Source organism: Mangrovimonas sp. TPBH4, from assembly GCF_001280505.1.
Taxonomy (GTDB): Bacteria; Bacteroidota; Bacteroidia; order Flavobacteriales; family Flavobacteriaceae; genus Mangrovimonas_A.
Map to the genome: position 1 here is coordinate 274,820 of NZ_LBIO01000042.1, position 25,708 is coordinate 300,527.

Genomic DNA, 25,708 nt, shown 5'->3' on the forward strand with positions numbered 1-25,708 from the left:
TGCAAGGAAAAAACAGAGACTCCTATGACAAATGAAACACAACCAATTTCAGTTGATGCCCCTAAAAAAGAAGTCATTTATCAAGTGTTTACGCGGCTCTTTGGGAATACCAACGCTACCAACAAGCCCTGGGGAACCATTGAAGAAAATGGTGTTGGAAAATTTAATGACTTTTCAGATAAAGCCCTTCAGGAAATTAAGGGTTTAGGGGTGACCTATATTTGGTATACCGGCGTGCCACACCATGATGTCATCACCGATTATACGGCTTATGGAATTTCCAACGACGATCCCGATGTGGTGAAAGGTCGTGCAGGCTCTCCTTATGCCGTGAAGGATTACTATAATGTGAATCCTGATTTGGCAGAAGACGTTTCCAAGCGTTTGGAAGAATTTGAAGCCTTGATTGAGCGTACCCATAAAAATGGATTAAAACTCATCATCGATATCGTGCCAAATCACGTGGCAAGAAATTACCAAAGCATCACAAATCCTGGGGGTGTGGAAAGCTTCGGAGCTAAGGATGATACCTCAAAAGCATATAGCGTCAATAACAATTTTTATTACATCCCGGGGGAGGCTTTTAAGGTGCCAGTGCCCGAGAATAATTACCAACCTTTGGGCGGGCAACCCAATCCTTTGGCAGATGGTAAGTTTGATGAAAACCCGGCCAAGTGGACCGGAAATGGATCGCGTTTGGCACAGCCTAATTTTCACGATTGGTACGAAACTGTAAAAATAAATTACGGTGTAAGTCCAGATGGACATAAGGATTTTCCTGAGTTGCCAGAAGATTTCGAAAATCAGGACTATCAGGCGCATTATCAATTTTGGAAAGATAAAACAGTGCCGGATTCTTGGGTGAAATTCAAGGATATTGCCTTGTATTGGTTGGAAAAAGGCGTGGATGGCTTTAGATATGATATGGCGGAAATGGTTCCCGTGGAATTTTGGAGCTATATGAATTCAGCCATAAAAATGAAAAACCCTGATGCCTTTTTATTGGCAGAGGTATACAATCCAGATTTATATAGAGCCTATATTCATAGGGGGAAAATGGATTATCTTTATGACAAGGTTCAGTTGTATGATACCTTGAAGCATATCATGCAAGGCCATGGCAAAACCGATAATATTCCGCCTATTCAAAACTATTTGTCCGACATAGAACACCATATGTTGCACTTTTTGGAAAACCACGATGAGCAGCGTATTGCAAGTCCAGAATTTGCTGGAGATGCCCAAAAAGCAAAGCCGGCGATGGTGCTATCTGCAACCATCAGTACGTCGCCAACCTTAATTTATTTTGGTCAGGAATTTGGAGAGCCTGGAGCTGAAGATTTAGGGTTTGGTGACCCTTCCCGGACTTCGATTTTTGATTATGGAAGTGTTCCTACGTTAAGACGCTGGGTAAACGACAAACAATTTGATGGAGGCAAGTCGACACCAGAAGAGCTGGAATTGCGCGATTTTTACAAGCGCTTGTTGAATTTTACAATTTCAAGCGACGCCTTGATGGGGGAATATGAAGAGCTTCATACCTACAATACCCATCATACCGAGCATTATGGTTTGAAGCAGTTTTCTTTTGCGCGTTGGAACGGAAATGAAAAGTTGATTATTGTCTCCAATTTTGATCCTTATTTTGGTACAGAATTCGATTTGAAGTTGCCAGAATCCTTAAGGCAAAAATGGCAATTACAAGGAGGAGATTATATTTTGAAAGATCAACTTTATAATGGTTTTCAAACAACTTTGCATGTCACGGATTCTAGTGCTTCGGCAAGAATTCCTTTAAAACCTTTAGAATCTTTTATTCTTAAATTTCAGTAGTTTATGAAACGCTTTCTATGTATCTTAGGGCTATCAATTTTTATGATGAATTGTCAAGAGAAAAAAGTTGAGACTTTAACCGTAAAGCCCGAAGCCCCGTTTGTGTGGGAAGCTGCCAATGTGTATTTCCTATTGACCGATCGCTTTAATAATGGCGACCCTTCCAACGATGTCAATTTTGGTCGTAACAATGTTACCGGTTTTCTTCGCGGTTTCGAAGGTGGTGATTTGAAGGGAATAACACAAAAAATTGAAGAGGGCTATTTTAATGATTTGGGGATTAATGCCATTTGGATGACTCCAATTGTAGAGCAGATACATGGCAGTAATAATGAAGGCACCGGAACTACCTATGCTTTTCACGGGTATTGGACCAAGGATTGGTCGGCTTTGGATCCTAATTTCGGATCTAAGGAAGATTTGCATGAATTGGTAAAGGTGGCCCACGAACACGGCATTCGTATTTTGTTGGATGCCGTCATTAACCACACTGGCCCGGTGACCAATATGGACCCAGTTTGGCCAGAGTCCTGGGTGCGGACCAATCCGCAATGTTCCTATAAAGATTACGAAAGTACAGTAGAGTGTACGTTGGTGGCCAACCTTCCAGATATCAAAACCGAGAGTAATGAGAATGTCGAATTGCCCCCACAACTTGTAGAAAAGTGGAAGTCAGAAGGGCGTTATGAAGAAGAAGTTGCCGAGTTGGACGCTTTTTTTGAAAGAACAGGTCATCCAAGAGCACCTCGTTTTTATATCATGAAATGGCTCACCGACTATATCACCGAATTCGGAATAGATGGTTATAGGGTGGATACGGTAAAACACACCGAGCCTTATGTTTGGCAAGAATTTAAAAAAGAATGCGATTATGCCTTTGCCCAATGGAGAGCGAATCATCCAGAAAAAGTATTGGATGATAATGGCTTTTACTTAATTGGAGAGGTGTACAACTATGGCATTAGTGGCGGAAAATACTTTGATTTTGGAGATCAAAAGGTGAATTATTTTGATCATGCCTTTAATAGTTTGATCAATTTTGAGGCGAAATGGAATGCCAAGCAAATGGACTACGAAAGCATGTTCAAAAAGTACTCAGATAGCTTGAATTCTGTTTTGAAAGGCTATAGTGTGCTTAATTATATGAGTTCCCATGACGACGCCCAGCCGTTCGATCCAAAAAGAGAAAAGCCTTTTGAAACCGCTAATAGATTGTTGTTGTGTCCGGGAGGTTCACAAGTGTATTATGGGGATGAATTGGCAAGACCTTTAGTAATTGAAGGAACCATGGGAGATGCTACTTTAAGGTCTTTTATGAATTGGGGAGATGTAGAAAGTAATCCAAAGACAGCAGCTGTTTTAGCGCATTGGCAAAAATTGGGGCAATTCCGAAGAAATCATCCTGCAGTAGGAGCCGGAACACACCAGATGTTATCAAAAGAACCTTATGTGTTTGCCAGAACCTATTCTAAAGATGGCTTTAATGATAAGGTGGTTATTGGTATCTATTTAGGTAAAGGACCAAAGGAATTGAATGTGTCAAATATCTTTGCCGATGGTGAAACCTTATATGATTTTTATTCGAATCAAGAGGTTACGGTTGTATCTGGAAAAGTAACTGTAGATTCCAATTTTGATACGGTGTTATTGGAAAGGCTGTAATGCTTGAGTGCAAAACGAATGAAGATCTTTCCTATTTACATATTAACGTTCTTATCAGCTGTAACATTTTCCCAAACATCAAATGAACCGAATTGGACTTATTCCGATTTCATAGAAAACAATATTAAAAAGGTTTCTTCATATTCAATTCCATTAAAAAGAAATGGAAAGATTAAAAGAAGAGATAGTACCTTACTATTAACCAAACAGGTTGATATGGATAGTAACACTGTTTTTGGAGTTAATAGTAGTTTAGTAGTTGTCACTCACGGAGATTCTTATTTAACTTGGAATAGATTTAAAGATTTTTATAATCAAAAAGGCTTGATTTTAAAAGAAACGAGTTCTTCTCTAGAAACCACCTTAAAAAAGGAGTTTGGATTTATAAGTTACGATGTAAACGAAGGAGAAATCATTTATGAATATGATAACCAGAACAACCTTTTAAGAAAGGAATTTAGAACTATAAACAATCACTATTCAATTCATAAATCGACTAAGGATACTTTCCATTTAAAGTCTATCTACAGACCTCAGATTTACGAATATGTTTATAATTTAGATAATAATAAACTAAAGCAATTCATAACCGTTGACAGTATTCGATATTTAAATATTGAATGGAAATACGATCAAGAAAAAAGACTTGTTGAGTGGGTTTCTTACACTGGAGAAGAAGAAATACACACAAAAAGATATTACTTCTATGATAACCAAAATAGGTTGAAGAAACAGGTAGATTCAACAGGTTGGTATATTTATAAAAAGCCCAGTTGGAATTCTACTAAAACATATCAATATAGCCCTAATGCAACCGCAGAAACCATAACATATAATACGGAAACTGGATTTGGACATTTTTATAAAAAGGAAATTACAGTTTATGATTCTAATAACAATCTCATAAGTGAATGCAAGTTCACAGAAGGGACAAGAGAACATTCTGATCATTCATACAAATGGGAAAAAGGAAAATTAATTGAGAAAACAGAAACGAATTTAGATGGACAAATTGTAGTGCAGAAATTTATATACAATAATCGAAATCTATTAGCTGAAAAATCTGAATATCAAAATGGAAAGCGAATTGAATTAATAAGATATTACTATAAATAAGTAATGCACACGCCGCAATTATAATTGCTTTTTATTTTCAGTGTTGAGAAATCATAGGTAAATTACTATCTCTTTAAAGTAAAATGGCCTCGGTGGGTAGTGCCATCGGCTCTGTTAACCACAAACCAATAGTCGCTGGAAGGCATATTGTGTCCATTGTAGGTGCCATCCCAACCATAATCTTGAGAACCAAAGGAGGTGATTAGTTTTCCATAACGATCAAAAATGATGATTTCTATTTTAGGTTCGTTGGCAGCGAAATTAATACGCCAAAGGTCATTGTGTCCATCACCATTTGGGGTGAAAAACTTTGGGTAATTTAAAAGAAAGGCTTCTTCACTCACAACACCACAGCCATTAAGATCCATCACGTAAACTGTATAGGCCCCAGGTTCTAAATTTGTAAAGCTATTACTGTCTTGATAGTTGATGCCATCAAGAGAATATTGGTAATCTCCAATCCCTGAAACATAAACCGTAATGGAATTATCGGTGCTGGACCAATCGGTAGTTTCAATGTTTTCTATGGTAGCAATGCTGGAAGATACCACTGTAAAGGTTTTTATGGCTTCGCAATAAAAGTTGTCATATTCATTTTTAACACTAACCGTATAGGTGCCACTGTCGGTTATAGCTATGGCATTGGTAGTGGCTCCCGTAGACCATTCGTAGGCAGAATATCCTGGGTCTGCTGTAAGTAGCACTGAGCCGCCTTCACAAATGGATATAAACTCATCCGGACTTAATTGAGGAACAGTGCCAACTGTAATTTCAAAAGAGGTGGTTGCGGGGCAGAAATCCAAAGTATTATGGGCTACCCTGGCATATACCGTTTGAGGGCTGCTGTTATTGGTATATAAGTATGGTAGGGGATTATCTCCTGTATCGGCATCAGATTGGCTTAAATGATAAGTTATCGTGTAATCGTCTGGATTTTGTCCTCCCAAGATCTGTCCGTTTTGCGTACTAAGGTCGAAAGTCGCGTTGCTGGAGCCGTCATTCACACACTCCACGATGTTGTCTGGGGTGTTGGCTCTGGCTAAAGGAGCAAGGTTTTCTAAATTGATCGTGGTGTTTTTAATACTTCCACAAGCATCTTCAATTTTAAATTCATAGATGCCAGGATCCAAATCATAAAAAATGTTACTAGTACCATTATCATAAACGTAAGGAGCGGTGATGCTGAAATTGAAAGGTTCTACGCCCAAGACATCAAAATAGACATCATTAGTGCTTCCCATATTGCCGCAATTTAGATCGAATACATCATTGATTACAAGCTCCGAAGTAATGGTGAAAGAGCCTAAAATATCCATGCAAAAATAGCTGGGGTCTATGTTGTTATAAGGCTGGAACACTTTTATAATCCTGAATTCGCCAATCAGGAAAATGTTGTAAATCATCGATTCGTTTTCTATTTCAATGGCATTATTTTCATTTGGGACGTCTCCTTCGGTGTAGGTGACACCAGAGTATGGGTGCCCCCAAGCGTTGCTCTCGGGGAAGTATTTTTGAAACCACCAGCTTCTGTTGGTGACACTTTCATCGGTGTCATTGATGCCAACGTCAAAAGAACCACAGTTCTTATCCAAAATATAGGCGTTTGGGTTGGGGTAGTAGGACTCTACAGTGGCCCCCGCGGTATATTCATAACCACACTCATCGATAGCTTCAAATGCGTAAAACCCTGAAGGAAGTGAACCAACATAAAATACCCCTCCGGAGGTAATCGCTGCACTATAATCATAGGGAAGCGGTTCTGTAAAATCTGCAGGGGCAGCGGTGATAATTATAGACGTTAGAAATCCGTAGGGAGATGAAATCCTTAAGGTTCCTGAGCCAGTGTCGCAGCTTGGTGTGCTAAAACTGAAAATATCCATTTGGACAAATTCCGGAATGGTGACTTCAACATAATGTTCGTAACCACAATTATCGGTAACCAAAATAATATAGTCGCCTATGGGCAAATCATAATTGAGATAAATACCGCCATCGATAAGTTCTGAGGCATCATAAGGGAGTTCAAATTCAAAAGGGTCGGGAGCAGAAATAAATACAACGCTCACCACATCCTTATCCGCAATGGAAATACTCAATTCTCCAGTTGAGGGGTCACAGGTGTTGTTTCCAGCATTCACTATAGGTGGGTCTGGATCTTCATTCAAATCTTCTACAGTAATGCTGGCAGTGCTAGATCTTCCGCAGGCATCTGTTAGTGTCAGGGTATAGTCGCCAATGGGGACGGACATGTCCGTGTCTCCAAAAGTTATGGAGGTCTCAGTATATGGACCAGGATAATTGCTGTTGGAAGCTACGGGGTCAAAATCATCGGGGTACTCATCAAACGACACGGTATATGGCGGCATGAACCCATTTACAAAAAGCTTGATATAGGAGCCGCAAACCTCATTAACGATATCGCTTAATAGAATTGTTGGCGCAGGATCCAAAAGTTCTTCAGAAGTGAACTGATTGCCGCAGGTGTCTTCAACTAAAATACTTACTTCAAATGGTAAGTCATCGTAAAGCGTAACGATGGTGCTTATTTCAATTTCGCTAAGGTCCCCTTCGGTGACCGTTTGGGTGTAGGTTTCCACTGGGGTCCCTGAAGAAGGTGTGACTGTATAAGTAATTGTGAGCGGATATATCAGTGGGAAATTTTCTTCGGCGGTCAGGGTCGAGATCACGGTTACTTCATCGCAGGAAGTGTACACTGCCGGTAGCGTTGTTGAAGAGATATCCAAATCATTGTTTGGAGGGAATAAACTGTAGGTTTTTGCCAATGCATTGCCACATGGGTCATAGACACGTACCAAATAAGAGCCAGTGGGTAAGTCGGTGAACGTATTGCCAGTTTGTGGAGGGACGGTTACTGGGCCCGAAAAAATTTCATAGAATTCGGCAGTTCCTGAGGTGACATTTACCGTAATGGAGCCCATGGATTCGCAACCTGCGGAACCGGAAAGTTCAAAATCCAATTCAGAAAAGAGATTTTCTATGGTTACATTTTGCTGCTGTATGTTTTCCTCCGAACCCAATACCTGTATGGCTTCAACTAAATAATCTCCTGCTTCCAACCCATTAAAGGCGTTCTCCGAAGTTTGTGCTATTGGAGCCGTAGTGTCCGGCAAAAGGTAAAGGTTATATATTATCGTAGCCCCGCTTGTTGTGTTGGATACCGTCATTTCTATGGCGCCATTTCCAGAACAAGTTTCATCAGTAGCGGTAACAGATAAGTTGAAATCTGATAACTGAGAAAAGCACATGCTAGCTATCAGGCAAAAGATAAAGGTGAAACCGCTTTTCATTTTTAGCATAAAAATGCGTTGTTTTAGTTGAAATTATGTGGGGAATAAGCGATAAATATAGGTATTTGTCAATAAAAAATAGAAAATGTCTGTTTATTTTCAGTTTTATGGATGTAAAATGAAAAAGAACTAATTTTAGTTCTTTGAAAAACAAATGATTGTATGTTGTATTGGAAAGATATGATGCACTTTGTAGTGCATGGAAATCCAGCCCCAAATTATAGAGTTGAAAAAACAGAAGCTGAATGGCGAGAACTGTTGACTTGGGACCAGTTTAGAATTACCCGCAAACATGCAACCGAAACACCAGGTACTGGGGAATTGTGCCATGCGTATGCAGAAGGGAAATACCAATGTGTTTGCTGTGGCGTTCTGTTGTTTGATGATTCCGGCAAGTTTAAATCTAACTCGGGGTGGCCAAGTTTTACTCAGTCAGTAACGGCAAATGCAATTAAATATGTAAAAGATAATTCGTTAGGAATGCTTCGGGTAGAGATTTTGTGCAATACCTGCGATGCTCATTTGGGACATGTGTTTCCGGATGGGCCTGAGCCTTCGGGGTTGCGTTATTGTGTCAATTCTGCAGCATTGCAAATGATAAAAGAGTCAGAACATGAATAATAATCAATATGAAATAGCCACTTTGGGTGGCGGATGTTTTTGGTGTACCGAAGCTGTGTTTCAGGAGCTTGATGGCGTTGAGGCAGTTGTTTCAGGGTATATGGGTGGAACCGTGCCAGGAAAGCCAACCTATCGGGAGGTCTGCTCTGGTTTGACGGGGCATGCCGAAGTGGTGCAAGTAACATTCAATCCTTCAATTATAACATTTAAGGAATTGTTGGACGTCTTCATGACCACTCACAACCCAACAACTTTGAACCAACAAGGCGCTGATGTTGGGACGCAGTATCGTTCGGTAATTTTTTGTCATGACAGTCATCAAAAACAAATAGCCGAAGAAGTGTTGAGGGATATGGCGCAGTATTTTGAATCTCCTATCGTGACTGAAATTACTGAGTTGCAAACTTTCCATAAAGCCGAAGACTACCATCAGAATTATTATCGTAGCAATCCCGATCAGGGGTATTGCAGTTTTGTGATTGCTCCAAAGTTGTCCAAATTAAGACAGAGGCATCAGTCTAGGCTGAAGTCTAAGACATAATTGTAGGGTTTTGCGTATTTTTTAAGACCTTTGCCAAGTGTCTTTAAAGCCAATCGTATGACTTCAGTGAACGACTTATTGCAATTACTTCATTTAGATTCGAATTCTGAAAACCAATTTCAAGGTCTCAGTAAAACTGTTGGGAGTCCCAATGTGTTTGGAGGTCAGGTGTTGGCCCAGGCCATAAATGCTGCGTACCGAACCATTACCAATCAGCGAGTATTACATTCCATGCATGCCTATTTTTTGGAAGCTGGTAATTTGGAATTGCCCATAACTTATGATGTTGGTAGTATGAGGGACGGGGGTAGTTTTTCGGTAAGACGTGTTACCGCTAGCCAGAATGGAACGGTCATATTTATTTTATCGGCCTCTTTTCATAAAAAGGAGGAAGGTTACGATCATCAGATAGAGATTCCGAAGAATATCAAACAGCCAGAGGAATTGTTGAGTTGGAGTGATATGTTGGAGCAGTTTGGGGAAGCAATTCCGCCAAGGACCAAAGGCTTTTTACAAATTGAGCGCCCAATAGAATTCAAACCGGTTGAGGTTGTAGACCCATTCAATAAAAAGGATTTGCCTCCTTCCACCAATGTTTGGTTCAAGTTAAAGGGAGACAGTTCCAACTTGGACTTGTCTCAAAAACAGCAGATCCTAACCTATATTTCCGATTATAATATTTTGGCTGCCGCTATGAACAGGCATGCCAGTAAGGCCCATTGGGGGAATACTCAAACGGCTAGTTTGGATCACTCCATGTGGTATTTTAGGGATTTCGATTTTGACGATTGGTTGCTTTATGCCATTGAGTCGCCGAATGCGTCCAACGCCCGTGGTTTTGCCAAAGGGAATATCTTTACTAGAGATGGGAAATTGGTGGCTTCTGTAGCCCAAGAAGGTTTAATGCGTCCTTTAAAAAAATGAGGCATTTTGACGTCATTATAGTGGGAGGTGGTGCCGCTGGCTTTTTTGCGGCCATCAATATTGCGGAGCAAAATCCTGCGCTACAAATCTGTATTCTTGAAAAAAATAAAGAAGGCCTACAGAAGGTGAAGGTTTCTGGTGGTGGCAGGTGCAATGTTACCCATGCAGAGTTCATACCACAGGAATTGGTGTTGAATTATCCTAGAGGTGAAAAGGAGCTTTTGGGGCCGTTTCATCAATTTATGACAGGGGATACCATTGAATGGTTTGAAAAACGAGGTGTGGAACTTAAAATTGAAGAGGACGGAAGGATGTTTCCGGTTTCTGATTCTTCACAAACCATTATCAATTGTTTTTTAGCTGAGGCTGAAAAATACGGTATTGAAGTGCTTTACAGTCAAAACGTAACCACTTTGGATGTTGAAAAGAGTGTTGATGGTGAAATGGAAGGTTTTAAAGTGCAAACTAAGGACATGGAATTAGCTTGCGATAAACTTTTAATCGCCACAGGAAGCAGCGTGAAGTTTTGGAAACTTTTGGAGCGCTTGGGGCATACTGTGGTTGCTCCGGTACCTTCTTTGTTTACTTTCAATATAAAAGATAAACGCATTACAGACATTCCAGGAGTAGTCGCTTTGGATGTGGAAGTAACCGTTTTGGATTCCGATTTAAGGAGTGAGGGCCCCTTATTAATTACCCATTGGGGCATGAGCGCACCTTCAATTTTAAAACTCTCGGCATTTGGGGCTCTTGAGTTGGCGAAAAAGAACTATCAATTTCAAATAGAAGTCAATTTTATAAAGCAAACTTTTGAAGACTGCTTGATAATATTGAAGGATTTGAAGCAGTCCTTGGCAAAAAAAACAGTATATAAATTGGCGAAATATGAATTGCCCAAACGTTTGTGGCAACAGTTGGTTTTGGCAGCCAACATCAATTCTGATACCCGGTGGGCCGATTTGAATAAGGAGCAGTTGGAAGCATTGGCTTCACAACTTACCAAGGCCGTTTTTGAAGTAGATGGCAAAAGTACCTTTAAAGATGAGTTTGTAACGGCAGGCGGTGTAGATTTGAAAGAAGTAAATTTTAAAACTTTTGAGAGCAAATTGTTTCCGGGACTGTATTTTGCAGGGGAAGTGTTGAATATTGATGCGGTTACAGGTGGTTTTAATTTTCAAAATGCTTGGACGGGGGCTTATTTAGCATCTAAAGCGATGTCATCATGAACACTTACATTGCATTATTAAGAGGGATTAACGTGAGCGGACAGAAAAAGATTCCTATGGCCCAATTGAGAGAACTTCTATCCGTTTCCGGTTTGGAAGAAGTGCAAACGTATATTCAAAGCGGGAATGTGGTTTTTAAGTCTTCTGAAACCAATCTTTTGAATTTGCAGGAGAAAATTCAATCCGCCATTCAATCGGAGTTTGAGTTTGAGGTCCCTGTTTTGGTGGTGTCGCCAGAGAAATTACAACAAGTTTTTGATGCTTGCCCTTTTTCCGAAGAGAAAAAACAAAACAGCTATTTTACCTTGCTATTTGAAACTCCGGATGAAACATTGGTAGCGGAAGCTTCGCAAGTATCTTATCCCAATGAAGAATTTGTCATAATGGGAGATTGCATCTATTTTTATTGTGCTACAGGTTATGGACGTGCCAAATACAGCAATAATTTCTTTGAACGGAAATTAAAGGTTACTGCCACCGCAAGAAACTATAAAACTATGCTAAAGTTGTTATCTTTGTCTGCATAAAATGAGCAAATGACAGCAAACGATTTTATCCCAAAGCCATACAGTAATCAAGTAGCAAATGGGAAGGTGACTTGGGAGTCGCCAAGTAACATTGCATTGGTGAAATATTGGGGGAAAAAGAAAGATCAAATTCCGGAGAATCCATCCATCAGTTTTACGTTGAACAATTGTAAAACCATTACCACGCTTACCTATACAACTAAAGATAATCATGATGATTTTGAGTTTGAGGTGTTTTTGGATGGCAAGCAAAAGGAGGATTTTAAACCGAAAATTGCTGCGTTTTTTCAGAGAATTGAAAGCTATTTGCCATTTTTAAAGCATTTTCAATTCAAAATAGAGACGTCCAATACATTTCCTCATAGTTCTGGGATTGCTTCTTCTGCTAGTGGCATGAGTGTCTTAGCATTATGCCTTATGAGTATCGAGCGGGAATTGAATTCTGAAATTTCAGAGGTTGACTTTAAAGCCAAAGCCTCTTTTTTGGCACGTTTGGGATCGGGAAGTGCCTGCAGAAGTATAGAAGGAGATTTGATTGTTTGGGGAGAAAACGACACGGTTGAAGGTAGTACGGATTTGTTTGGAATAAAGTATCCATATACAGTTCACGATAATTTTAAGGAATACCAAGACACGATCTTGTTGGTAGATCGAGGGGAGAAGCAGGTGAGCAGTACGGTTGGGCACAATTTGATGTACGGCCATCCTTTTGCGGCACAGCGTTTTGAACAGGCTCATGAGAATTTGGCAAAATTAAAGCCTATTCTAGAAACTGGCGATTTAAAGCAATTCATTGCCCTCATAGAAAGTGAGGCGCTTACGCTTCACGCCATGATGATGACGAGCACGCCTTACTTCATTTTAATGAAACCAAATACGCTTGAAATCATCCAAAAGATTTGGGCTTTTAGGGAAAAGACAGGCCTTCACATAGGATTTACCTTGGACGCTGGTGCGAATGTACATGTATTGTATCCAAAAGCAGAAGCAACCCAAATTTTGGAATTTATTAAGGACGAGTTGGTTGGCTATTGTCAAAATGAGCAATATATTTGCGACCAAATTGGTTTTGGCGCCAAATTAATTGATAATTAAAGGTGAAAAATGAATAATTTAAGGGACAAAACTTAGTTTAAGTCTTAAATTATTCCATATGAAATCCAACCCAATCAAAGAAAAAAGCTTCGACTTTGCTGTTGAAATAGTGAATCTGTATCAAGAATTGACAACTGAGAAAAAGGAATTTGTCATGTCAAGGCAACTTTTAAAGTCGGCAACATCCATAGGGGCGAATGTGCGGGAGGCCGAATTTGCTCAAAGTAAGCCAGATTTCACCAATAAAATGTCGATTAGCTTGAAAGAAGCCAATGAAACCGATTATTGGTTGGATTTATTACACGCCACAAATTATTTAGATTCAAAAGAATTTGATAAATTTAAGCTTAAATCTCAGGAACTATTGCGGTTGTTGGTGAGTATAGTAAAATCATCTAAACTTTAATTATTAACTTTGCATTAATAATTTTTCATTAAACGAATGAAAGGACCTCTATTTTACTCTAAAATATTACTCTTCGGAGAATATGGGATCATCAAGGATTCCAAGGGATTGTCAATACCTTATAACTTTTACAACGGAGCTCTTAAAGTGGCCGATGTGCCTACCGAAGCTTCCGAAAAATCCAATCAAAATCTACGCGACTTCGTTGCCTTCTTGGAGCATAAAATAGCTTCTGGTTTGGTTACTTTTGATTTGGAAACTTTAAAAAGAGATATTGATACAGGGATGTATTTCGACTCTTCCATTCCTCAGGGATATGGAGTGGGAAGTAGTGGTGCTTTGGTGGCTGCTATTTACGATAAGTATGCCCAAGATAAAATTACGGTTCTTGAAAATTTAACCAGAGAAAAGCTCTTAAAGCTGAAGCTTATTTTTTCTGAAATGGAATCCTTTTTCCACGGAAAATCTTCTGGGCTTGATCCTTTAAATAGTTATTTGAGCTTGCCAATTCTTATCAATTCCAAAGATAATATTGAGGCTACAGGAATCCCGTCGCAGAAAACTGATGGAAAGGGAGCTGTATTCTTATTGGATAGTGGAATTATTGGAGAAACCGCTCCTATGGTACAGATTTTCATGGAAAACATGAAGCAGGAAGGCTTTAGAAACATGATTAAAGATCAGTTTATTAAGCATTCCGATGCTTGTGTGGAGGATTTCTTGAAGGGTGACTTCAAATCGTTGTTCAAAAACACAAAGCAATTGTCTAAAGTGGTTTTGCATCATTTTAAACCTATGATCCCAAAACAATTCCACGATCTTTGGAAGCAGGGGATTGAAACCAACGATTATTACTTGAAATTATGTGGCTCTGGAGGTGGAGGGTACATTCTTGGATTTACGGAAGATTTAGAAAAGGCAAAACAGGCGCTTAAGGGACACAAGCTGGAAGTTGTTTATAACTTTTAAACAAAGGCCTTAAATGCTGTCCAGAAAACAAAAACATATCCTGCTAAAGTTTTTTAGCATGTTTTCTGTTGTGAGAGGTTACAATATCCTGATGATGGTTGTAGCCCAATACTTAGCTTCTATATACATTCTGGCTCACGACAAGCCCGTAAAGGAGGTTGTTTTCGATTTAAACTTGTTGATGTTGGTGTTGGCGTCTTCAGCAGTAATTGCAGGAGGTTATATCATCAATAACTTTTACGATTCTGAAAAGGACTTGATCAATCGTCCGCAAAAGTCGATGTTGGATAAGTTGGTGAGTCAAAATACCAAATTGTCATTTTACTTTGTGTTGAATTTTATCGCCGTTATTATGGCGAGTTACGTATCGTTTAGGGCAGTATTGTTCTTTTCGGTGTATATTTTCGCCATATGGTTCTATTCGCATAAGTTGAAACGGCTGCCCTTTATTGGCAATCTAACTTCTGCCGTGCTTACGATTACGCCATTTTTCGTCATCTTTATTTATTATAAAAATTTTGAACATGTCATTTTTGTGCATGCCATGTTTTTGTTTTTGATCATTTCCATGAGAGAGCTCACAAAGGATTTGGAAAACATAAAGGGCGATTTGGCCCAAAACTACCATACCATTCCCATTGTGTATGGAGAGAGGGCTTCTAAGACCATGTTGACCGTTTTGGGAGTTCTTACCTTATTGCCTATAATATTGCTTATTTGCAAGTATCAAGTTGGCAAAATGAGCTACTTTTTCTACTTCAGTTTAGTCTTGATGCTCGTGTTTCAATTGTTGTTGTGGCGTTCGCATTCCAAGTTTCAGTATTTGATTTTGCATAACATATTGAAGTTTATCATTTTAGCAGGTGTGGTAAGCATTCCGCTAATTGATATTTCTTTGGTGTTGGATAAAATCACATTAATTGTATAAGCAATTAATTATCGTCTATCTTTGCAAAGTAAAAATTAGTAACCATGAGCAGAAAACAGGGGAGTGATAAGAAGGGAAAGCCAACAGGAAGAGGCGGACGTAGCAGCGCTAAAAAAAGTTATGCTAGAGGGAATGCTCCTATTAAGCCAAAATCCAAACCAGCTTCAAATTCCAATCCAGATGAGATAAGGCTCAACAAATATATTGCCAATTCAGGAATATGTTCCAGACGCGATGCCGATATGAACATTGCCATGGGCTTGGTAACTGTAAATGGTAAAGTGGTTACTGAAATGGGCTATAAAGTTAAGCTGGAGGATGAGGTGCGCTTTGATGGCTCCCGTATCAACCCAGAAAAAAAGGCCTATGTACTTTTGAACAAACCTAAAGGTTTTGCTACTACTACCAGCAATGCCAAAGGAATGACCGTGATGGATTTGGTTGCCAATGCTACCTCTTCCAGAGTAAAGCCTATAGGGCGTTTGGGACGTAATTCTACAGGGTTGTTACTGTTCACCAATGATGAGACCGTCGTTAAAAAGTTTACCAATTCTAAAAATGGAGTGCCAAGATTGTTCCAAATAGATTTGGACAAAAACCTGAAGTTTGAAGACTTGAAGAAAATTCAGGAAGGCCTTAAGATAGACGGGAAGCTTGTAGCTGTAGAAGAAGTTAGTTACATCGAGGGGCAAAGTAAAAACCTTGTTGGGTTAAAAATAAAGAATACTGGTAATACCATCATCCGTACAATTTTTGATCATTTGGGCTACGATATTATCAAAATCGATTGCGTGGCCATCGCACATCTTACCAAAAAGGATCTACCTAGAGGTCATTGGAAACTTCTTTCTGAACAAGAGGTTAACTTATTGAAAATGTTGTAGTTAAAAAGTTTTAATTTTTTTTAAAAAAAGGCTTGTAATTCAATTTTTTATAGTTCATTTGTACTACTTATAGCTGAACAAATGAATCCTGTTTTTATGTTCGGGCTTTTGAAAATTAGGAAGTCATATTCAAAAGCAACTCATAAGATGAGTATCCGGATTTTAAAGCTAACTTCCGCCCAAAATCCTTTGGTGAGCCAACATAGCTTTGGCTTTATTCCTACAACTCAGGCGCAATTGCAGCTTTGATATTCTTTTTTTATTCTTTAGTTAATATTGAATTAGTTTATAATTCACACTTTTAAACCATAAAATAAAAAAATGAATACTAAATATATTGATTTAATCAATCAGTCCTTTTATTTTCCTCAAGAAGAATTTAAACTGGAAGGTAGTTACTTGCAGTTTCACGATATAGATTTAAAGCAATTGGTGGAAACCTATGGGGCGCCGCTAAAGTTTACTTACTTACCACAAATTTCAAACAATATTCACAAGGCAAAAAAATGGTTTGCAGATGCCATTGAAAAGCATGACTACAAAGGAAAGTACAATTATTGTTACTGTACCAAGAGTTCGCATTTTAAGCATGTGCTCAACGAGGCCTTGAAAAACGACATTCATATTGAAACCTCTTCGGCTTTTGATATTGATATTGTGGAATCCCTTAAAAAGGGGGGGAAAATTACCAATAATACCTATGTGATCAGTAATGGGTTCAAGCGTGCTCAATACATTACCAACATTGCAAGATTGATCAATGATGGGCACAAAAACTGTATTCCAATTATCGATAATTATGAAGAATTGGATTTGCTATCCCAAGAGATCAACGGAAAGTACAAGGTGGGAATCCGAATTGCTTCGGAAGAAGAGCCTAAATTTGAGTTTTATACCTCTAGATTGGGAATTGGCTACAAAAATATTGTGCCGTTCTACAACAAACAGATCAAAGAGAACAAAAAGGTAGAGCTGAAAATGTTGCATTTCTTTATCAATACGGGAATTCGCGACAATGCTTACTATTGGAATGAGCTTACTAAATGTTTAAAGGTATATGTCAACCTAAAGCGGGTTTGTCCAACCTTGGATAGTTTAAATATTGGAGGAGGATTTCCTATCAAGAACTCTTTGGGCTTTGAGTTTGATTATGAGTACATGGTGGACGAAATCGTAAACCAAATCAACTTGATATGTAAAGAAGAAGGGGTAGATGTTCCCAATATTTTTACGGAGTTTGGAAGCTTTACCGTAGGTGAAAGTGGAGGGGCCATTTATGAAGTGTTGTATCAAAAGCAACAAAATGATCGTGAAAAATGGAACATGATCAATTCTTCATTTATTACAACCTTACCAGATACTTGGGCCATTAACAAACGTTTTATAATGCTTCCAATCAATAGATGGAATGAAACATATGAGCGTGTGCTGCTTGGTGGTTTGACTTGTGATAGCGACGATTATTACAACAGCGAACAGCACATGAATGCTATTTATCTGCCAAAGTACAATAAAGATAAACCATTGTACATTGGCTTCTTCAACACAGGGGCCTACCAAGAAACCATTGGCGGTTTTGGAGGTTTGCAACACTGTTTGATTCCGTCTCCAAAACATATTTTAATAGACAAAGATGAGGATGGCAACATCACAACAAAATTATTTAGTGAACAACAAAAAAGTGAAGACTTACTTAAAATTTTAGGTTACCATGAGCAATAAATCTTATGCTGGGATTTCTGAGGAATATTCCAAATTGGACAGTTCAAAAATTGTGTTGATCCCTGTGCCTTATGATGGTACAAGTACATGGCAAAAAGGGGCAGATAAAGGTCCTGAGGCCTTTTTACATGCTTCTGAAAACATGGAGCTTTATGACATTGAAACCAATACAGAAGTATATAAACAAGGTATTTATCTTGCTGATCCAGTAACCGAAAATGCTTCGCCAGAGGCCATGGTTGAGGCTGTTCATCAAGCTACTAAAAAATATATTAAGCGTAATAAGTTTGTAACATTGTTTGGAGGCGAGCACTCTATTTCCATAGGGAGTATCAGGGCCTTCAACGAGCTTTTTGATAACCTTACAGTATTGCACATCGACGCCCATGCCGATTTGCGTAAATCTTACAATGGTTCCAAATGCAACCACGCTTGTGCCATGTACGAAGCGAGCCAGACCACAAATTTGATTCAGGTGGGCATTCGTTCTATGGACATTAAGGAAACTTCGGTAATGGATGAGGAGAAAATCTACTTTGCCCATGAAATGGCGGCAGATGATGCTTGGGTAGACAATGTAATCGACCAACTTACCGATAATGTTTTTATTACTTTCGATTTGGACGCTTTGGATCCTTCCATTATGCCTAGTACAGGGACTCCAGAACCTGGGGGATTGTTCTGGTATGAAACCTTGGATTTCTTGAAACAGGTGTTTGAAGAACGCAATGTTGTTGGTTTTGATATTGTTGAGCTTTGTCCTAATGAAAATGAGAAGTCTTCAGACTTTTTAGCGGCGAAATTGTATTATAAAATGCTGTCTTACAAATTCTTAGGAAGTGGAGCGAACGAAGATTTTGATAATAATTTTAATGAGAATAGTTTAGGTATAAATAAATTTTCTAAATTTAGTGATGATGACGAAGACTAGTAAAGGACATATTTCACAGTTCATTGAAAAGTACTATTTACATTTCAATGCTGCGGCTCTTGTAGATGCTGCAAAAGGGTATGAAGAACAATTAAATAAGGGAGCCAAAATGTTGGTGTCCTTGGCGGGTGCCATGAGTACCGCCGAATTGGGTAAGATTTTCGCGGAGATGATTCGCCAGGATAAAGTACAGATCATTTCTTGTACTGGTGCCAACTTGGAAGAGGATATCATGAATTTGGTGGCCCATTCCCACTATAAAAGAGTTCCAAATTATAGAGATTTAACCCCTCAGGAAGAATGGGATTTGTTGGAGCAGGGACTCAATAGGGTAACGGATACCTGTATCCCGGAAGAGGAAGCGTTCAGACGCCTTCAAACCCATATTCACAAAATATGGAAGGATGCTGAAGACAATGGGGAACGCTATTTTCCACATGAATTTATGTATAAAATGCTGTTGTCTGGAGTCTTGGAGGAATACTATGAAATCGATCTAAAAGATTCTTGGATGTATGCGGCTGCCGAAAAGAATTTGCCTATTATTGTACCAGGTTGGGAGGATAGTACCATGGGTAATATTTTTGCCAGCTACGTTCTTAAAGGCGAGTTGAAAGCCAGTACCATGAAGTCGGGGATTGAATATATGACCTTTTTGGCCGATTGGTATACCGACAATTCTGAAAATGGAATTGGCTTTTTCCAAATAGGCGGAGGAATCGCTGGAGATTTCCCTATTTGCGTGGTGCCAATGCTGTATCAGGATATGGAACGTACAGATACCCCGTTCTGGAGTTATTTCTGCCAAATTAGTGATTCTACTACTAGTTACGGATCCTATTCCGGAGCCGTTCCTAATGAAAAAATCACATGGGGTAAACTAGATATCGATACACCAAAATATATAATAGAAAGTGATGCAACTATTGTGGCACCACTAATTTTTGCCTACCTATTAGACATGTAATTATGAATAAGAAAGACAATAGAAAACGTGTAATAGTTGATTTTAAAAAGTTAACCCCTGAAATTTTGGCCCTTTTGGTTGAAAAGTTCCCCGATGGCTATGACGACGACCAGATTATATCGTTCAAAAATGCAAAAAATGAATGGGTAGAATGTGTTGAAGTTTCAACAGAGGATACTAAGTATTTGGTAAAAGTTAGTACCAAGCTTGCTGTGACCATGGAAAACTATGATGAAGACGATTATGAGGACTATGACAGCAACGATCCAGAAGCTGTTCAGGAGCCAGATCTTCCAACAGGAGAGGAAGCGAGCGATGAGGATTAAGGGGCAAGGTCCTTTTTTAAATGGATTTGTTTTCTAGCGTTTTAAACTGAAAATAAATGAAAAAGCTGCCTTATTTGGGCAGTTTTTTTGTGCTTTAAAGAGAGTTTTTTTTTTTGAGAAGTCAAAGTGTTACCTATTGAAAAATACTCTACATTTATATAAATCAATGCTATATGGAAACGCAATTTCACCTTTCATTGCCCTGTTTAAGTATTAGTAAAACAAAACTGTTTTATACAAATGTATTGGAGGCCAAATTAGGGCGTTCTTCCCAGAACTGGGTAGATATCGATTTATTTGGTCATCAAATTACATTTACTCAAAGTGGTGCTTTTAATTTTGATTACAAGAGTTACAGTTTTGGAGGTCAGGTATTGCCTTCTTTCCATTTTGGAGTTATTCTGGACCGAAGGTTATGGACCGTATTGTTTCAGAAGCTAAAGCAAAAGGAGGTCGTAGAGAAACCCCAATTGGAGTTCCTCTCGGGAAAGACCGGGGAACATCAATCTTTCTTTTTAAAGGATCCTAATGACTACACCGTAGAGTTTAAATGTTTTACAAACCCCGAAGAAATCTTTAAATATTGATGTATACCGTAATTGCCTACCAAATTGCCGCTGCCATTCAAACACGGGAGTGTAGAACTAGATTGGAGTTGCGACTGTTGTTTTCAGACAGTGATGAATTGTTTTATAGGGTGGCCGAGGCTAAATTCTTCTATATTTTTCAATATGGAATGGTGAGCTTTTTTAATATGACTCCTGAAGAAATTGAGGAAGCCATTGGGAAAATAAAACCGTTCTGCAGGGATTTTATGGACGATAAAATCTCCGAGGAAGTTCAGATAGCCATTCAACCAGGCATATTAAAGGTGGAATTTGAACAGGTTGTCCTTCCCGAAATTAATGAGGAAATGGTGCGCCTTGTCATGCTCAATGCCTCTCAATCGGTGGCTTTAAACCGTTATTCGGAAATTACCGAAGAGTTGCTGTTTGAGACCAATCAACACACGCTCTATCTAGAAAATAAAGGAAAGCTTGATATTTCAGGAAATAAGTTGAAACGCTTTATTGGTAAGATCCTCAATATTAAAAATAAGATTTCCGAAAACCTCTATATTTTCGATTCACCAGAAATTACTTGGGAAAATGAGCAGCTCAATAAACTGAATTACGACCTCAAGCAATCCTTTGACCTCAAGGACCGTTATAATTTAATCCATGATCGCATCGAAATTATCAAGGAAAACCTAGAACTTTTTAAGGATATTATGGATCACAAAGAGAGCAGTAGGCTAGAGTGGATTATCATCATCCTTATCGTAATCGAGGTGGTTGATTTATTTATTGCAAAACTAATTCTCTAAGGTTCTTTTTAGGGCATCGTAGTATTGCTTCGAGATATGAATGCTATTATGCGAGGCGTCCTGAATAAGGGTAAGCTCGATATTATTAGGATTGATTTGTTGTAGCTTTTCGGAATTTGTTTCTGCTCTTATCAAAAAATCTTTGGTGCCATGAAAGATTTTGACAGGACATGTTATATCCTTTATAAATTCAAAAGTGGGGATGTCATATTTCAACAAAAATTTGGGTACCGGAGGGGCAATTTCTTCTGTAATCAAGGTTTGCCATGAATAATATGGGGCATTTAGTATGAGCATTTTTGGGTGGTTGTTGGCAGCTAGATAAGCGGCCAGTCCCGTGCCCAATGAAAAGCCCAATACTACAATGTTGTCTTCTGGATAGCGTGTTTTGGTAAAGTCATAAACCTTTTGTGCATCGTTGAAAAGCTGACTGCTGTTGGTGTATTCGCCATCGCTTTTACCATAACCTCGATAATCCACAAATAGAATATCATAACCATTACCCAAATAGAGTGGTGCACGTTTTCCCCAATCATGAATAGCACCCGCATTGCCGTGTAGATATAAAATAACACCCTTTGGATTGTGTGTTTTGAATAAAACAGCGTTCAAAGAAACATTGTCTTCAACCTCTATATTTAGTTCTTCAAACGGTTGTTTGAACTGAAACGCGTAAGCCTTGTCCAAAAGTTTGGGATTGAAGAAAAAACGCTCTTGTTTGAAGTATAAAAAGACCAAACTAATAAAATACAAAAGTGCCAACCCTAAAAGGATGCGCAAAAGTCGTCTGAGTATTTTCTTTGGATTTATTTTCAACTTAAGTCAACTAAAGAGAGGCAATAAAAGCCTTGGTAAGTACAATTAAATTGGGCTCGGCCAAAGCAGCTGTGGCAATGATGTCGTCTATATTCACAGGCTGTAAATTGTCTGGGTCTCCTTCATCGGTCAAGACAGAAATGGCCACGGCACGCAAGTTTAGATGGTTGGCCACAATAATTTCAGGAACGGTACTCATGCCAACGGCATCGGCTCCTAGAATTTTCAGCATTCGGTATTCGGCTTTGGTTTCCAACTGAGGTCCCAATACACTGGCATAAACACCTTCGTTCAATTTAATGTTATGTTGTTGTGCCAATGCTCTAAGGGTATTGTTCAATTCTTCATCATAGGGCTGACTCATATCGGCGAAACGCTCACCTAATAGAGACACTCCTTTGAAGGCCAATGGCGAATTCCCCAATAGGTTGATATGATCTGTGATGAGCATCAGTTCTCCCTTGCTGAAGTTTAGGTTGATTGCACCAGAAGCATTGGAGACCAAAAGCGTGTGAATGCCTAGTTTTTCCATGATGCGTACCGGATAGGTGACATCTTGTAGCGAATAACCCTCATAAAAATGAAAACGGCCTTGCATAATCACTACCTTTTTGCCTTCCAGTTCCCCATAAATTAATTTCCCTTTATGGAACTCAACTGTTGCAGTTGGAAAGTTAGGGATGTGGTTGTAGCTTACCTCTTTTAAAATAGTGACATCGTTAATCAAGGCACCTAAACCGGTCCCCAGGATAATCCCTACTTCAGGGCTGTCAAATCCTTTGTCTTTTAAATATTCAACAGTTTCATTGATATAGGTAATCATAGGTAGTAAATTTAATACTTTCAAAAATATCTATTATAGCACGAACTTCAAACAATTAAATAGCTAAATTGTTGCTAAATGTAAGGTGATGGTCGTTGCCAAGACCAAAGAAGGAAATTGTAATAATACACTGATAAACCTAATTGAAACTACACATGACTTCCAAATTACTCATTCTTTTTAGCTGTTTTACCTTAATGGTTCAGTCGCAAATTCCTAAACAAGCCGAAGATGTTAGTCCTTTACTTGTAGGAGAAACTATTCCAAAAGCCAAGGTTTTGGATCTTAATGGAGATGAATTGTCTCTGCAAAATTTGATAAAGGAAAAGCCAACAGTTTTGGTGTTTTATAGAGGAGGCTGGTGTCCTTATTGTAATACACAGCTGGGGGCTTTGGCTGAGGCAGAAAAAGAAATTTTGGATTTGGGTTATCAAATAATTGCAATAAGCCCAGACCATTTCAAAAACCTAAGGCCGACAGTTTTTACACATGCCATGAAATATCAAGTGTATGCAGATCCTGATGCCAAGTTAATCCAAGAAGTAGGAATAGGGTTTGAAACTCCAGGAATGGCCAAAATGTATATTGCGAATAAAACAAAAATGGATGCTACAGAAGTGCTTCCTGTACCTTCTGTGTTTGTGCTCAATACTTCCGGTGATATTCTGTTTGAATATATTAATCCTAATTATAAAGTGCGGTTAAGTACACCCTTATTGCTAGCTGTTTTGGAAACTTTAAAAGAAGATATGTAAGGGTTGGTGATAATAAAAAAAAGCCGAGGTGAAATTGTCTCGGCTTTTTTTACATGTTATAATTTTGGCTTATTGTTTGGATGCAATCCATTCGTTTACCAAGTCTTCCAAAACACTTAAAGGAACAGCTCCATTGGTCAATACCACTTCATGGAATTCCCTAAGGTCGAACTTATCTCCCAATTTTTCCTTGGCCATCTTGCGCAATTCCAAAATCTTGAGCATGCCAATTTTGTAGGCCGTAGCCTGTCCTGGCATCACAATATGGCGCTCTACCATACGCACACATTCGCGGTCACTACCAGAAGTATTGGTCATATAATAATCGAGACCTTCCTGTCTAGTCCATTTTTTGGCATGGATTCCCGTATCGACAACCAAGCGGCAGGCTCTCCAAAGTTCCATGGCCAAACGCCCATAGTTGGAGTAAGGATCTTCATAGAAGCCCATTTCCTTCGGGATGAATTCACTGTAAAGCCCCCAACCTTCAACATAAGCGGTGTAGCTTCCAAATTTTCTGAATTTAGGAATCCCGGTTAGCTCTTGGGCGATGCTTCTGTCCATATGGTGCCCGGGAATACCTTCATGATACGCCAAGGCCTCCATTTCAAACTTAGGCATGTTTTTGGTGTTGGCTAGATTGGCATAGTACGTTCCAGGACGTGATCCGTCAGGTGTTCCAGAATTGTAAAAAGCTTTTCCAGCTGAGTTTTCACGGAAAGCTTCTACGCGTTTTACTTGGATTTCAGCTTTAGGTTTGGTGATAAAAATGTCGTCCAAATGTCCACGCATGGTATTGATGATATCTGTTGCTTTAGCTATATATTCCGCTTTACCTTCTTCGGTATTTGGATAGTAAAATTGCTCGTCTTCTTTCAAAAATTTAAAGAAGTCTTGTAAGCTGCCTTCAAAGTTTACCTCTTTCATGATTTCTAGCATCTCACCATGAATACGAGCCACTTCTTTTAATCCTATTTCATGGATTTCCTCTGCAGTTAGGTTGGTTGTAGTGATGCGCTTTAAGCGATTTTGGTAAAATGTTTCGCCTTCAGGGAATTTCCAACAACCGTCATCTGTAGTAGCTCTGGTAGCTTGAGATTCCAAAAATGCGATGAGTTTATCATATCCAGGTTTTACGCTGGTTTTTAATGCTACTTCTGCATCTTTGATCAAGGCTGCTTTACTGGTGTCAGCAATGGTCAAGGCATTTACTTTGGTTTCAAAATCATTAAGAAGGGTAGAAGGCGAACCTGCATCAAAAGGAGCGCCTTTGATAATATTTTTGCAGTCTTCAATGACTCTTGGGAATACAAATTTTGGAGTTACAATGCCGTTGGTTTCACGGATTTCCAAATTCTTGATTAATTGGTCAAATAAGGGTTCAACACCTTTCAGTCTGGAAATGTAGGCAACTGCATCACTGGAATCTGTTACTGTGTGAATGTTGATTAAGAATGATGGTATTTCTGAGTGCATCCCATGCATTTGGTTGACAGGATAGTTGTAAAAACGCCATTTGTAATCTGCAATGTTGTTCTCCAAGCCTTCAACAAATAATTTATAGCTCAGTTTTGTTTGGGTATCTAAAGCTTTGGGATCAATGGAATCTTTGGCGTATTGCAATTCTGTTTTGGCAATTTCTAGAGATTCGTCCAAGTGTTCTGGAGACATATCATCCCATTTATCGTAGTCTTTTTTTATGCCCAAATAACTTTGTTCCATTGGGGAGCGATCCAATCCAAGCTCGAAACTTTTATCAAAAAAGGTATTGGCTTTATCTGAATTCTCTTTAATGAGGTCTACTGTGAACTCCGTTTTATCTTTTTGCGCTTTGTCTTCTCCACAGCCCGCAAGGCTTATCATGGCTAGGGAAGCAAGGGTTAATCGTAAAGTTTTCATAAATAACTTATGTGTTTTAAAATCATGATGGTTGTAAAACTAATCTTTTTTTACAATAAGCAG

The 25,708-nt window shown here is 38.9% G+C and carries 24 protein-coding genes; 20 read left to right on the forward strand and 4 right to left on the reverse strand.

What is annotated here, in order from left to right; all coding sequences use genetic code 11:
- Positions 1–24: 24 nt before the first annotated feature.
- The 3 genes from ZA05_RS06880 to ZA05_RS06890 are packed head-to-tail and all read left to right on the forward strand — an operon-like array spanning position 25 to position 4,611.
- Positions 25–1,833: an alpha-amylase family protein gene (locus ZA05_RS06880; RefSeq protein WP_231632462.1), complete on the forward strand. Its 1,809-nt coding sequence runs from the start codon at positions 25–27 to the stop codon at positions 1,831–1,833.
- A 3-nt stretch (positions 1,834–1,836) separates the two neighbouring features.
- Positions 1,837–3,495 carry an alpha-amylase family glycosyl hydrolase gene (locus ZA05_RS06885; protein ID WP_053990937.1) on the forward strand — a complete coding sequence of 553 codons (1,659 nt, stop codon included), beginning with the start codon at positions 1,837–1,839 and terminating at the stop codon, positions 3,493–3,495.
- Positions 3,496–3,513: 18 nt separating this feature from the next.
- On the forward strand, positions 3,514–4,611 hold the full coding sequence (locus ZA05_RS06890; RefSeq protein ID WP_053990938.1) for a hypothetical protein: 1,098 nt from the start codon (positions 3,514–3,516) through the stop codon (positions 4,609–4,611).
- A 65-nt stretch (positions 4,612–4,676) separates the two neighbouring features.
- Here the strand turns inward: ZA05_RS06890 and ZA05_RS06895 are convergent, their stop codons facing one another.
- The gene (locus ZA05_RS06895; RefSeq protein WP_197276059.1) at positions 4,677–7,919 is read right to left on the reverse strand and encodes a T9SS type B sorting domain-containing protein; all 3,243 of its coding nucleotides are present in this window, start codon (positions 7,917–7,919) and stop codon (positions 4,677–4,679) included.
- Between the two features lie 162 nt (positions 7,920–8,081).
- On the opposite strand from ZA05_RS06895, the gene msrB reads away from it, so the two are divergent.
- The 16 genes from msrB to ZA05_RS06975 all read left to right on the forward strand — a co-directional run bounded on the left by msrB (position 8,082) and on the right by ZA05_RS06975 (position 21,352).
- On the forward strand, positions 8,082–8,540 hold the full coding sequence (msrB, locus tag ZA05_RS06900; protein WP_053990940.1) for a peptide-methionine (R)-S-oxide reductase MsrB: 459 nt from the start codon (positions 8,082–8,084) through the stop codon (positions 8,538–8,540).
- Positions 8,533–9,081: a peptide-methionine (S)-S-oxide reductase MsrA gene (gene msrA, locus ZA05_RS06905; RefSeq protein WP_053990941.1), complete on the forward strand. Its 549-nt coding sequence runs from the start codon at positions 8,533–8,535 to the stop codon at positions 9,079–9,081. Before msrB ends, msrA begins: the two co-directional genes overlap by 8 nt.
- Before the next feature lie 57 nt (positions 9,082–9,138).
- Positions 9,139–10,005: an acyl-CoA thioesterase II gene (locus tag ZA05_RS06910; protein ID WP_053990942.1), complete on the forward strand. Its 867-nt coding sequence runs from the start codon at positions 9,139–9,141 to the stop codon at positions 10,003–10,005.
- Positions 10,002–11,231 (forward strand): NAD(P)/FAD-dependent oxidoreductase, encoded by a 1,230-nt coding sequence (locus ZA05_RS06915; protein ID WP_053990943.1) that lies wholly within the window; start codon positions 10,002–10,004, stop codon positions 11,229–11,231. Before ZA05_RS06910 ends, ZA05_RS06915 begins: the two co-directional genes overlap by 4 nt.
- A complete protein-coding gene (locus ZA05_RS06920) occupies positions 11,228–11,758 on the forward strand; it encodes a DUF1697 domain-containing protein (protein WP_053990944.1) in 531 nt (176 codons plus the stop codon). The genes ZA05_RS06915 and ZA05_RS06920 overlap by 4 nt, the downstream gene beginning before the upstream one ends.
- A gap of 9 nt (positions 11,759–11,767) precedes the next feature.
- On the forward strand, positions 11,768–12,853 hold the full coding sequence (locus ZA05_RS06925) for a diphosphomevalonate/mevalonate 3,5-bisphosphate decarboxylase family protein (RefSeq protein ID WP_053990945.1): 1,086 nt from the start codon (positions 11,768–11,770) through the stop codon (positions 12,851–12,853).
- A 58-nt stretch (positions 12,854–12,911) separates the two neighbouring features.
- The gene (locus ZA05_RS06930) at positions 12,912–13,259 is read left to right on the forward strand and encodes a four helix bundle protein (RefSeq protein WP_053990946.1); all 348 of its coding nucleotides are present in this window, start codon (positions 12,912–12,914) and stop codon (positions 13,257–13,259) included.
- Positions 13,260–13,295: 36 nt separating this feature from the next.
- A complete protein-coding gene (locus ZA05_RS06935; RefSeq protein WP_053990947.1) occupies positions 13,296–14,228 on the forward strand; it encodes a mevalonate kinase in 933 nt (310 codons plus the stop codon).
- Between the two features lie 13 nt (positions 14,229–14,241).
- The gene (locus ZA05_RS06940) at positions 14,242–15,156 is read left to right on the forward strand and encodes a geranylgeranylglycerol-phosphate geranylgeranyltransferase (RefSeq protein WP_053990948.1); all 915 of its coding nucleotides are present in this window, start codon (positions 14,242–14,244) and stop codon (positions 15,154–15,156) included.
- Between the two features lie 44 nt (positions 15,157–15,200).
- Entirely contained in the window at positions 15,201–16,040 is an 840-nt protein-coding gene (locus ZA05_RS06945; protein ID WP_053990949.1) for a pseudouridine synthase, read from the forward strand.
- A gap of 321 nt (positions 16,041–16,361) precedes the next feature.
- A complete protein-coding gene (locus tag ZA05_RS06950; protein WP_053990950.1) occupies positions 16,362–17,762 on the forward strand; it encodes an arginine decarboxylase in 1,401 nt (466 codons plus the stop codon).
- The gene (gene speB, locus ZA05_RS06955; protein ID WP_053990951.1) at positions 17,752–18,693 is read left to right on the forward strand and encodes an agmatinase; all 942 of its coding nucleotides are present in this window, start codon (positions 17,752–17,754) and stop codon (positions 18,691–18,693) included. The genes ZA05_RS06950 and speB overlap by 11 nt, the downstream gene beginning before the upstream one ends.
- Positions 18,680–19,660 carry a deoxyhypusine synthase family protein gene (locus tag ZA05_RS06960; RefSeq protein WP_053990952.1) on the forward strand — a complete coding sequence of 327 codons (981 nt, stop codon included), beginning with the start codon at positions 18,680–18,682 and terminating at the stop codon, positions 19,658–19,660. The genes speB and ZA05_RS06960 overlap by 14 nt, the downstream gene beginning before the upstream one ends.
- A 2-nt stretch (positions 19,661–19,662) precedes the next feature.
- A complete protein-coding gene (locus ZA05_RS06965; RefSeq protein ID WP_053990953.1) occupies positions 19,663–19,986 on the forward strand; it encodes a hypothetical protein in 324 nt (107 codons plus the stop codon).
- A gap of 173 nt (positions 19,987–20,159) precedes the next feature.
- Positions 20,160–20,573, forward strand: a complete 414-nt coding sequence (locus ZA05_RS06970; RefSeq protein ID WP_053990954.1) for a VOC family protein — start codon at positions 20,160–20,162, stop codon at positions 20,571–20,573.
- Positions 20,573–21,352, forward strand: coding sequence for an RMD1 family protein (locus tag ZA05_RS06975; protein WP_053990955.1), 780 nt, complete (start codon positions 20,573–20,575; stop codon positions 21,350–21,352). Before ZA05_RS06970 ends, ZA05_RS06975 begins: the two co-directional genes overlap by 1 nt.
- Here the strand turns inward: ZA05_RS06975 and ZA05_RS06980 are convergent.
- A complete protein-coding gene (locus tag ZA05_RS06980; RefSeq protein WP_231632463.1) occupies positions 21,341–22,132 on the reverse strand; it encodes an alpha/beta hydrolase in 792 nt (263 codons plus the stop codon). The two genes, ZA05_RS06975 and ZA05_RS06980, sit on opposite strands and share 12 nt — an antisense overlap.
- Positions 22,133–22,178: 46 nt before the next feature.
- A complete protein-coding gene (locus ZA05_RS06985) occupies positions 22,179–22,991 on the reverse strand; it encodes a purine-nucleoside phosphorylase (protein ID WP_053990957.1) in 813 nt (270 codons plus the stop codon).
- Positions 22,992–23,146: 155 nt separating this feature from the next.
- Between ZA05_RS06985 and ZA05_RS06990 the strand changes: the two genes are divergently transcribed.
- Positions 23,147–23,746: a peroxiredoxin-like family protein gene (locus ZA05_RS06990; protein ID WP_082333705.1), complete on the forward strand. Its 600-nt coding sequence runs from the start codon at positions 23,147–23,149 to the stop codon at positions 23,744–23,746.
- Positions 23,747–23,815: 69 nt separating this feature from the next.
- Here ZA05_RS06990 and ZA05_RS06995 read toward each other — a convergent pair whose 3' ends face one another.
- On the reverse strand, positions 23,816–25,645 hold the full coding sequence (locus ZA05_RS06995) for a DUF885 family protein (protein ID WP_053990959.1): 1,830 nt from the start codon (positions 25,643–25,645) through the stop codon (positions 23,816–23,818).
- Between the last annotated feature and the right edge of the window lie 63 nt (positions 25,646–25,708).

Bases quoted from the DNA above. Each gene is read 5' to 3' on its own strand.
- ZA05_RS06925 (WP_053990945.1), top strand. From the start codon at position 11,768: ATGACAGCAAACGATTTTATCCCAAAGCCATACAGTAATCAAGTAGCA.
- speB (WP_053990951.1), top strand. From the start codon at position 17,752: ATGAGCAATAAATCTTATGCTGGGATTTCTGAGGAATATTCCAAATTG.
- msrA (WP_053990941.1), top strand. From the start codon at position 8,533: ATGAATAATAATCAATATGAAATAGCCACTTTGGGTGGCGGATGTTTT.
- ZA05_RS06960 (WP_053990952.1), top strand. From the start codon at position 18,680: ATGACGAAGACTAGTAAAGGACATATTTCACAGTTCATTGAAAAGTAC.
- ZA05_RS06975 (WP_053990955.1), top strand. From the start codon at position 20,573: ATGTATACCGTAATTGCCTACCAAATTGCCGCTGCCATTCAAACACGG.
- ZA05_RS06970 (WP_053990954.1), top strand. From the start codon at position 20,160: ATGGAAACGCAATTTCACCTTTCATTGCCCTGTTTAAGTATTAGTAAA.
- ZA05_RS06995 (WP_053990959.1), bottom strand. From the start codon at position 25,645: ATGAAAACTTTACGATTAACCCTTGCTTCCCTAGCCATGATAAGCCTT.
- msrB (WP_053990940.1), top strand. From the start codon at position 8,082: ATGTTGTATTGGAAAGATATGATGCACTTTGTAGTGCATGGAAATCCA.
- ZA05_RS06945 (WP_053990949.1), top strand. From the start codon at position 15,201: ATGAGCAGAAAACAGGGGAGTGATAAGAAGGGAAAGCCAACAGGAAGA.
- ZA05_RS06895 (WP_197276059.1), bottom strand. From the start codon at position 7,919: ATGAAAAGCGGTTTCACCTTTATCTTTTGCCTGATAGCTAGCATGTGC.
- ZA05_RS06890 (WP_053990938.1), top strand. From the start codon at position 3,514: ATGAAGATCTTTCCTATTTACATATTAACGTTCTTATCAGCTGTAACA.
- ZA05_RS06885 (WP_053990937.1), top strand. From the start codon at position 1,837: ATGAAACGCTTTCTATGTATCTTAGGGCTATCAATTTTTATGATGAAT.
- ZA05_RS06915 (WP_053990943.1), top strand. From the start codon at position 10,002: ATGAGGCATTTTGACGTCATTATAGTGGGAGGTGGTGCCGCTGGCTTT.
- ZA05_RS06940 (WP_053990948.1), top strand. From the start codon at position 14,242: ATGCTGTCCAGAAAACAAAAACATATCCTGCTAAAGTTTTTTAGCATG.
- ZA05_RS06965 (WP_053990953.1), top strand. From the start codon at position 19,663: ATGAATAAGAAAGACAATAGAAAACGTGTAATAGTTGATTTTAAAAAG.
- ZA05_RS06930 (WP_053990946.1), top strand. From the start codon at position 12,912: ATGAAATCCAACCCAATCAAAGAAAAAAGCTTCGACTTTGCTGTTGAA.
- ZA05_RS06935 (WP_053990947.1), top strand. From the start codon at position 13,296: ATGAAAGGACCTCTATTTTACTCTAAAATATTACTCTTCGGAGAATAT.
- ZA05_RS06985 (WP_053990957.1), bottom strand. From the start codon at position 22,991: ATGATTACCTATATCAATGAAACTGTTGAATATTTAAAAGACAAAGGA.
- ZA05_RS06910 (WP_053990942.1), top strand. From the start codon at position 9,139: ATGACTTCAGTGAACGACTTATTGCAATTACTTCATTTAGATTCGAAT.
- ZA05_RS06950 (WP_053990950.1), top strand. From the start codon at position 16,362: ATGAATACTAAATATATTGATTTAATCAATCAGTCCTTTTATTTTCCT.
- ZA05_RS06990 (WP_082333705.1), top strand. From the start codon at position 23,147: ATGACTTCCAAATTACTCATTCTTTTTAGCTGTTTTACCTTAATGGTT.
- ZA05_RS06880 (WP_231632462.1), top strand. From the start codon at position 25: ATGACAAATGAAACACAACCAATTTCAGTTGATGCCCCTAAAAAAGAA.
- ZA05_RS06920 (WP_053990944.1), top strand. From the start codon at position 11,228: ATGAACACTTACATTGCATTATTAAGAGGGATTAACGTGAGCGGACAG.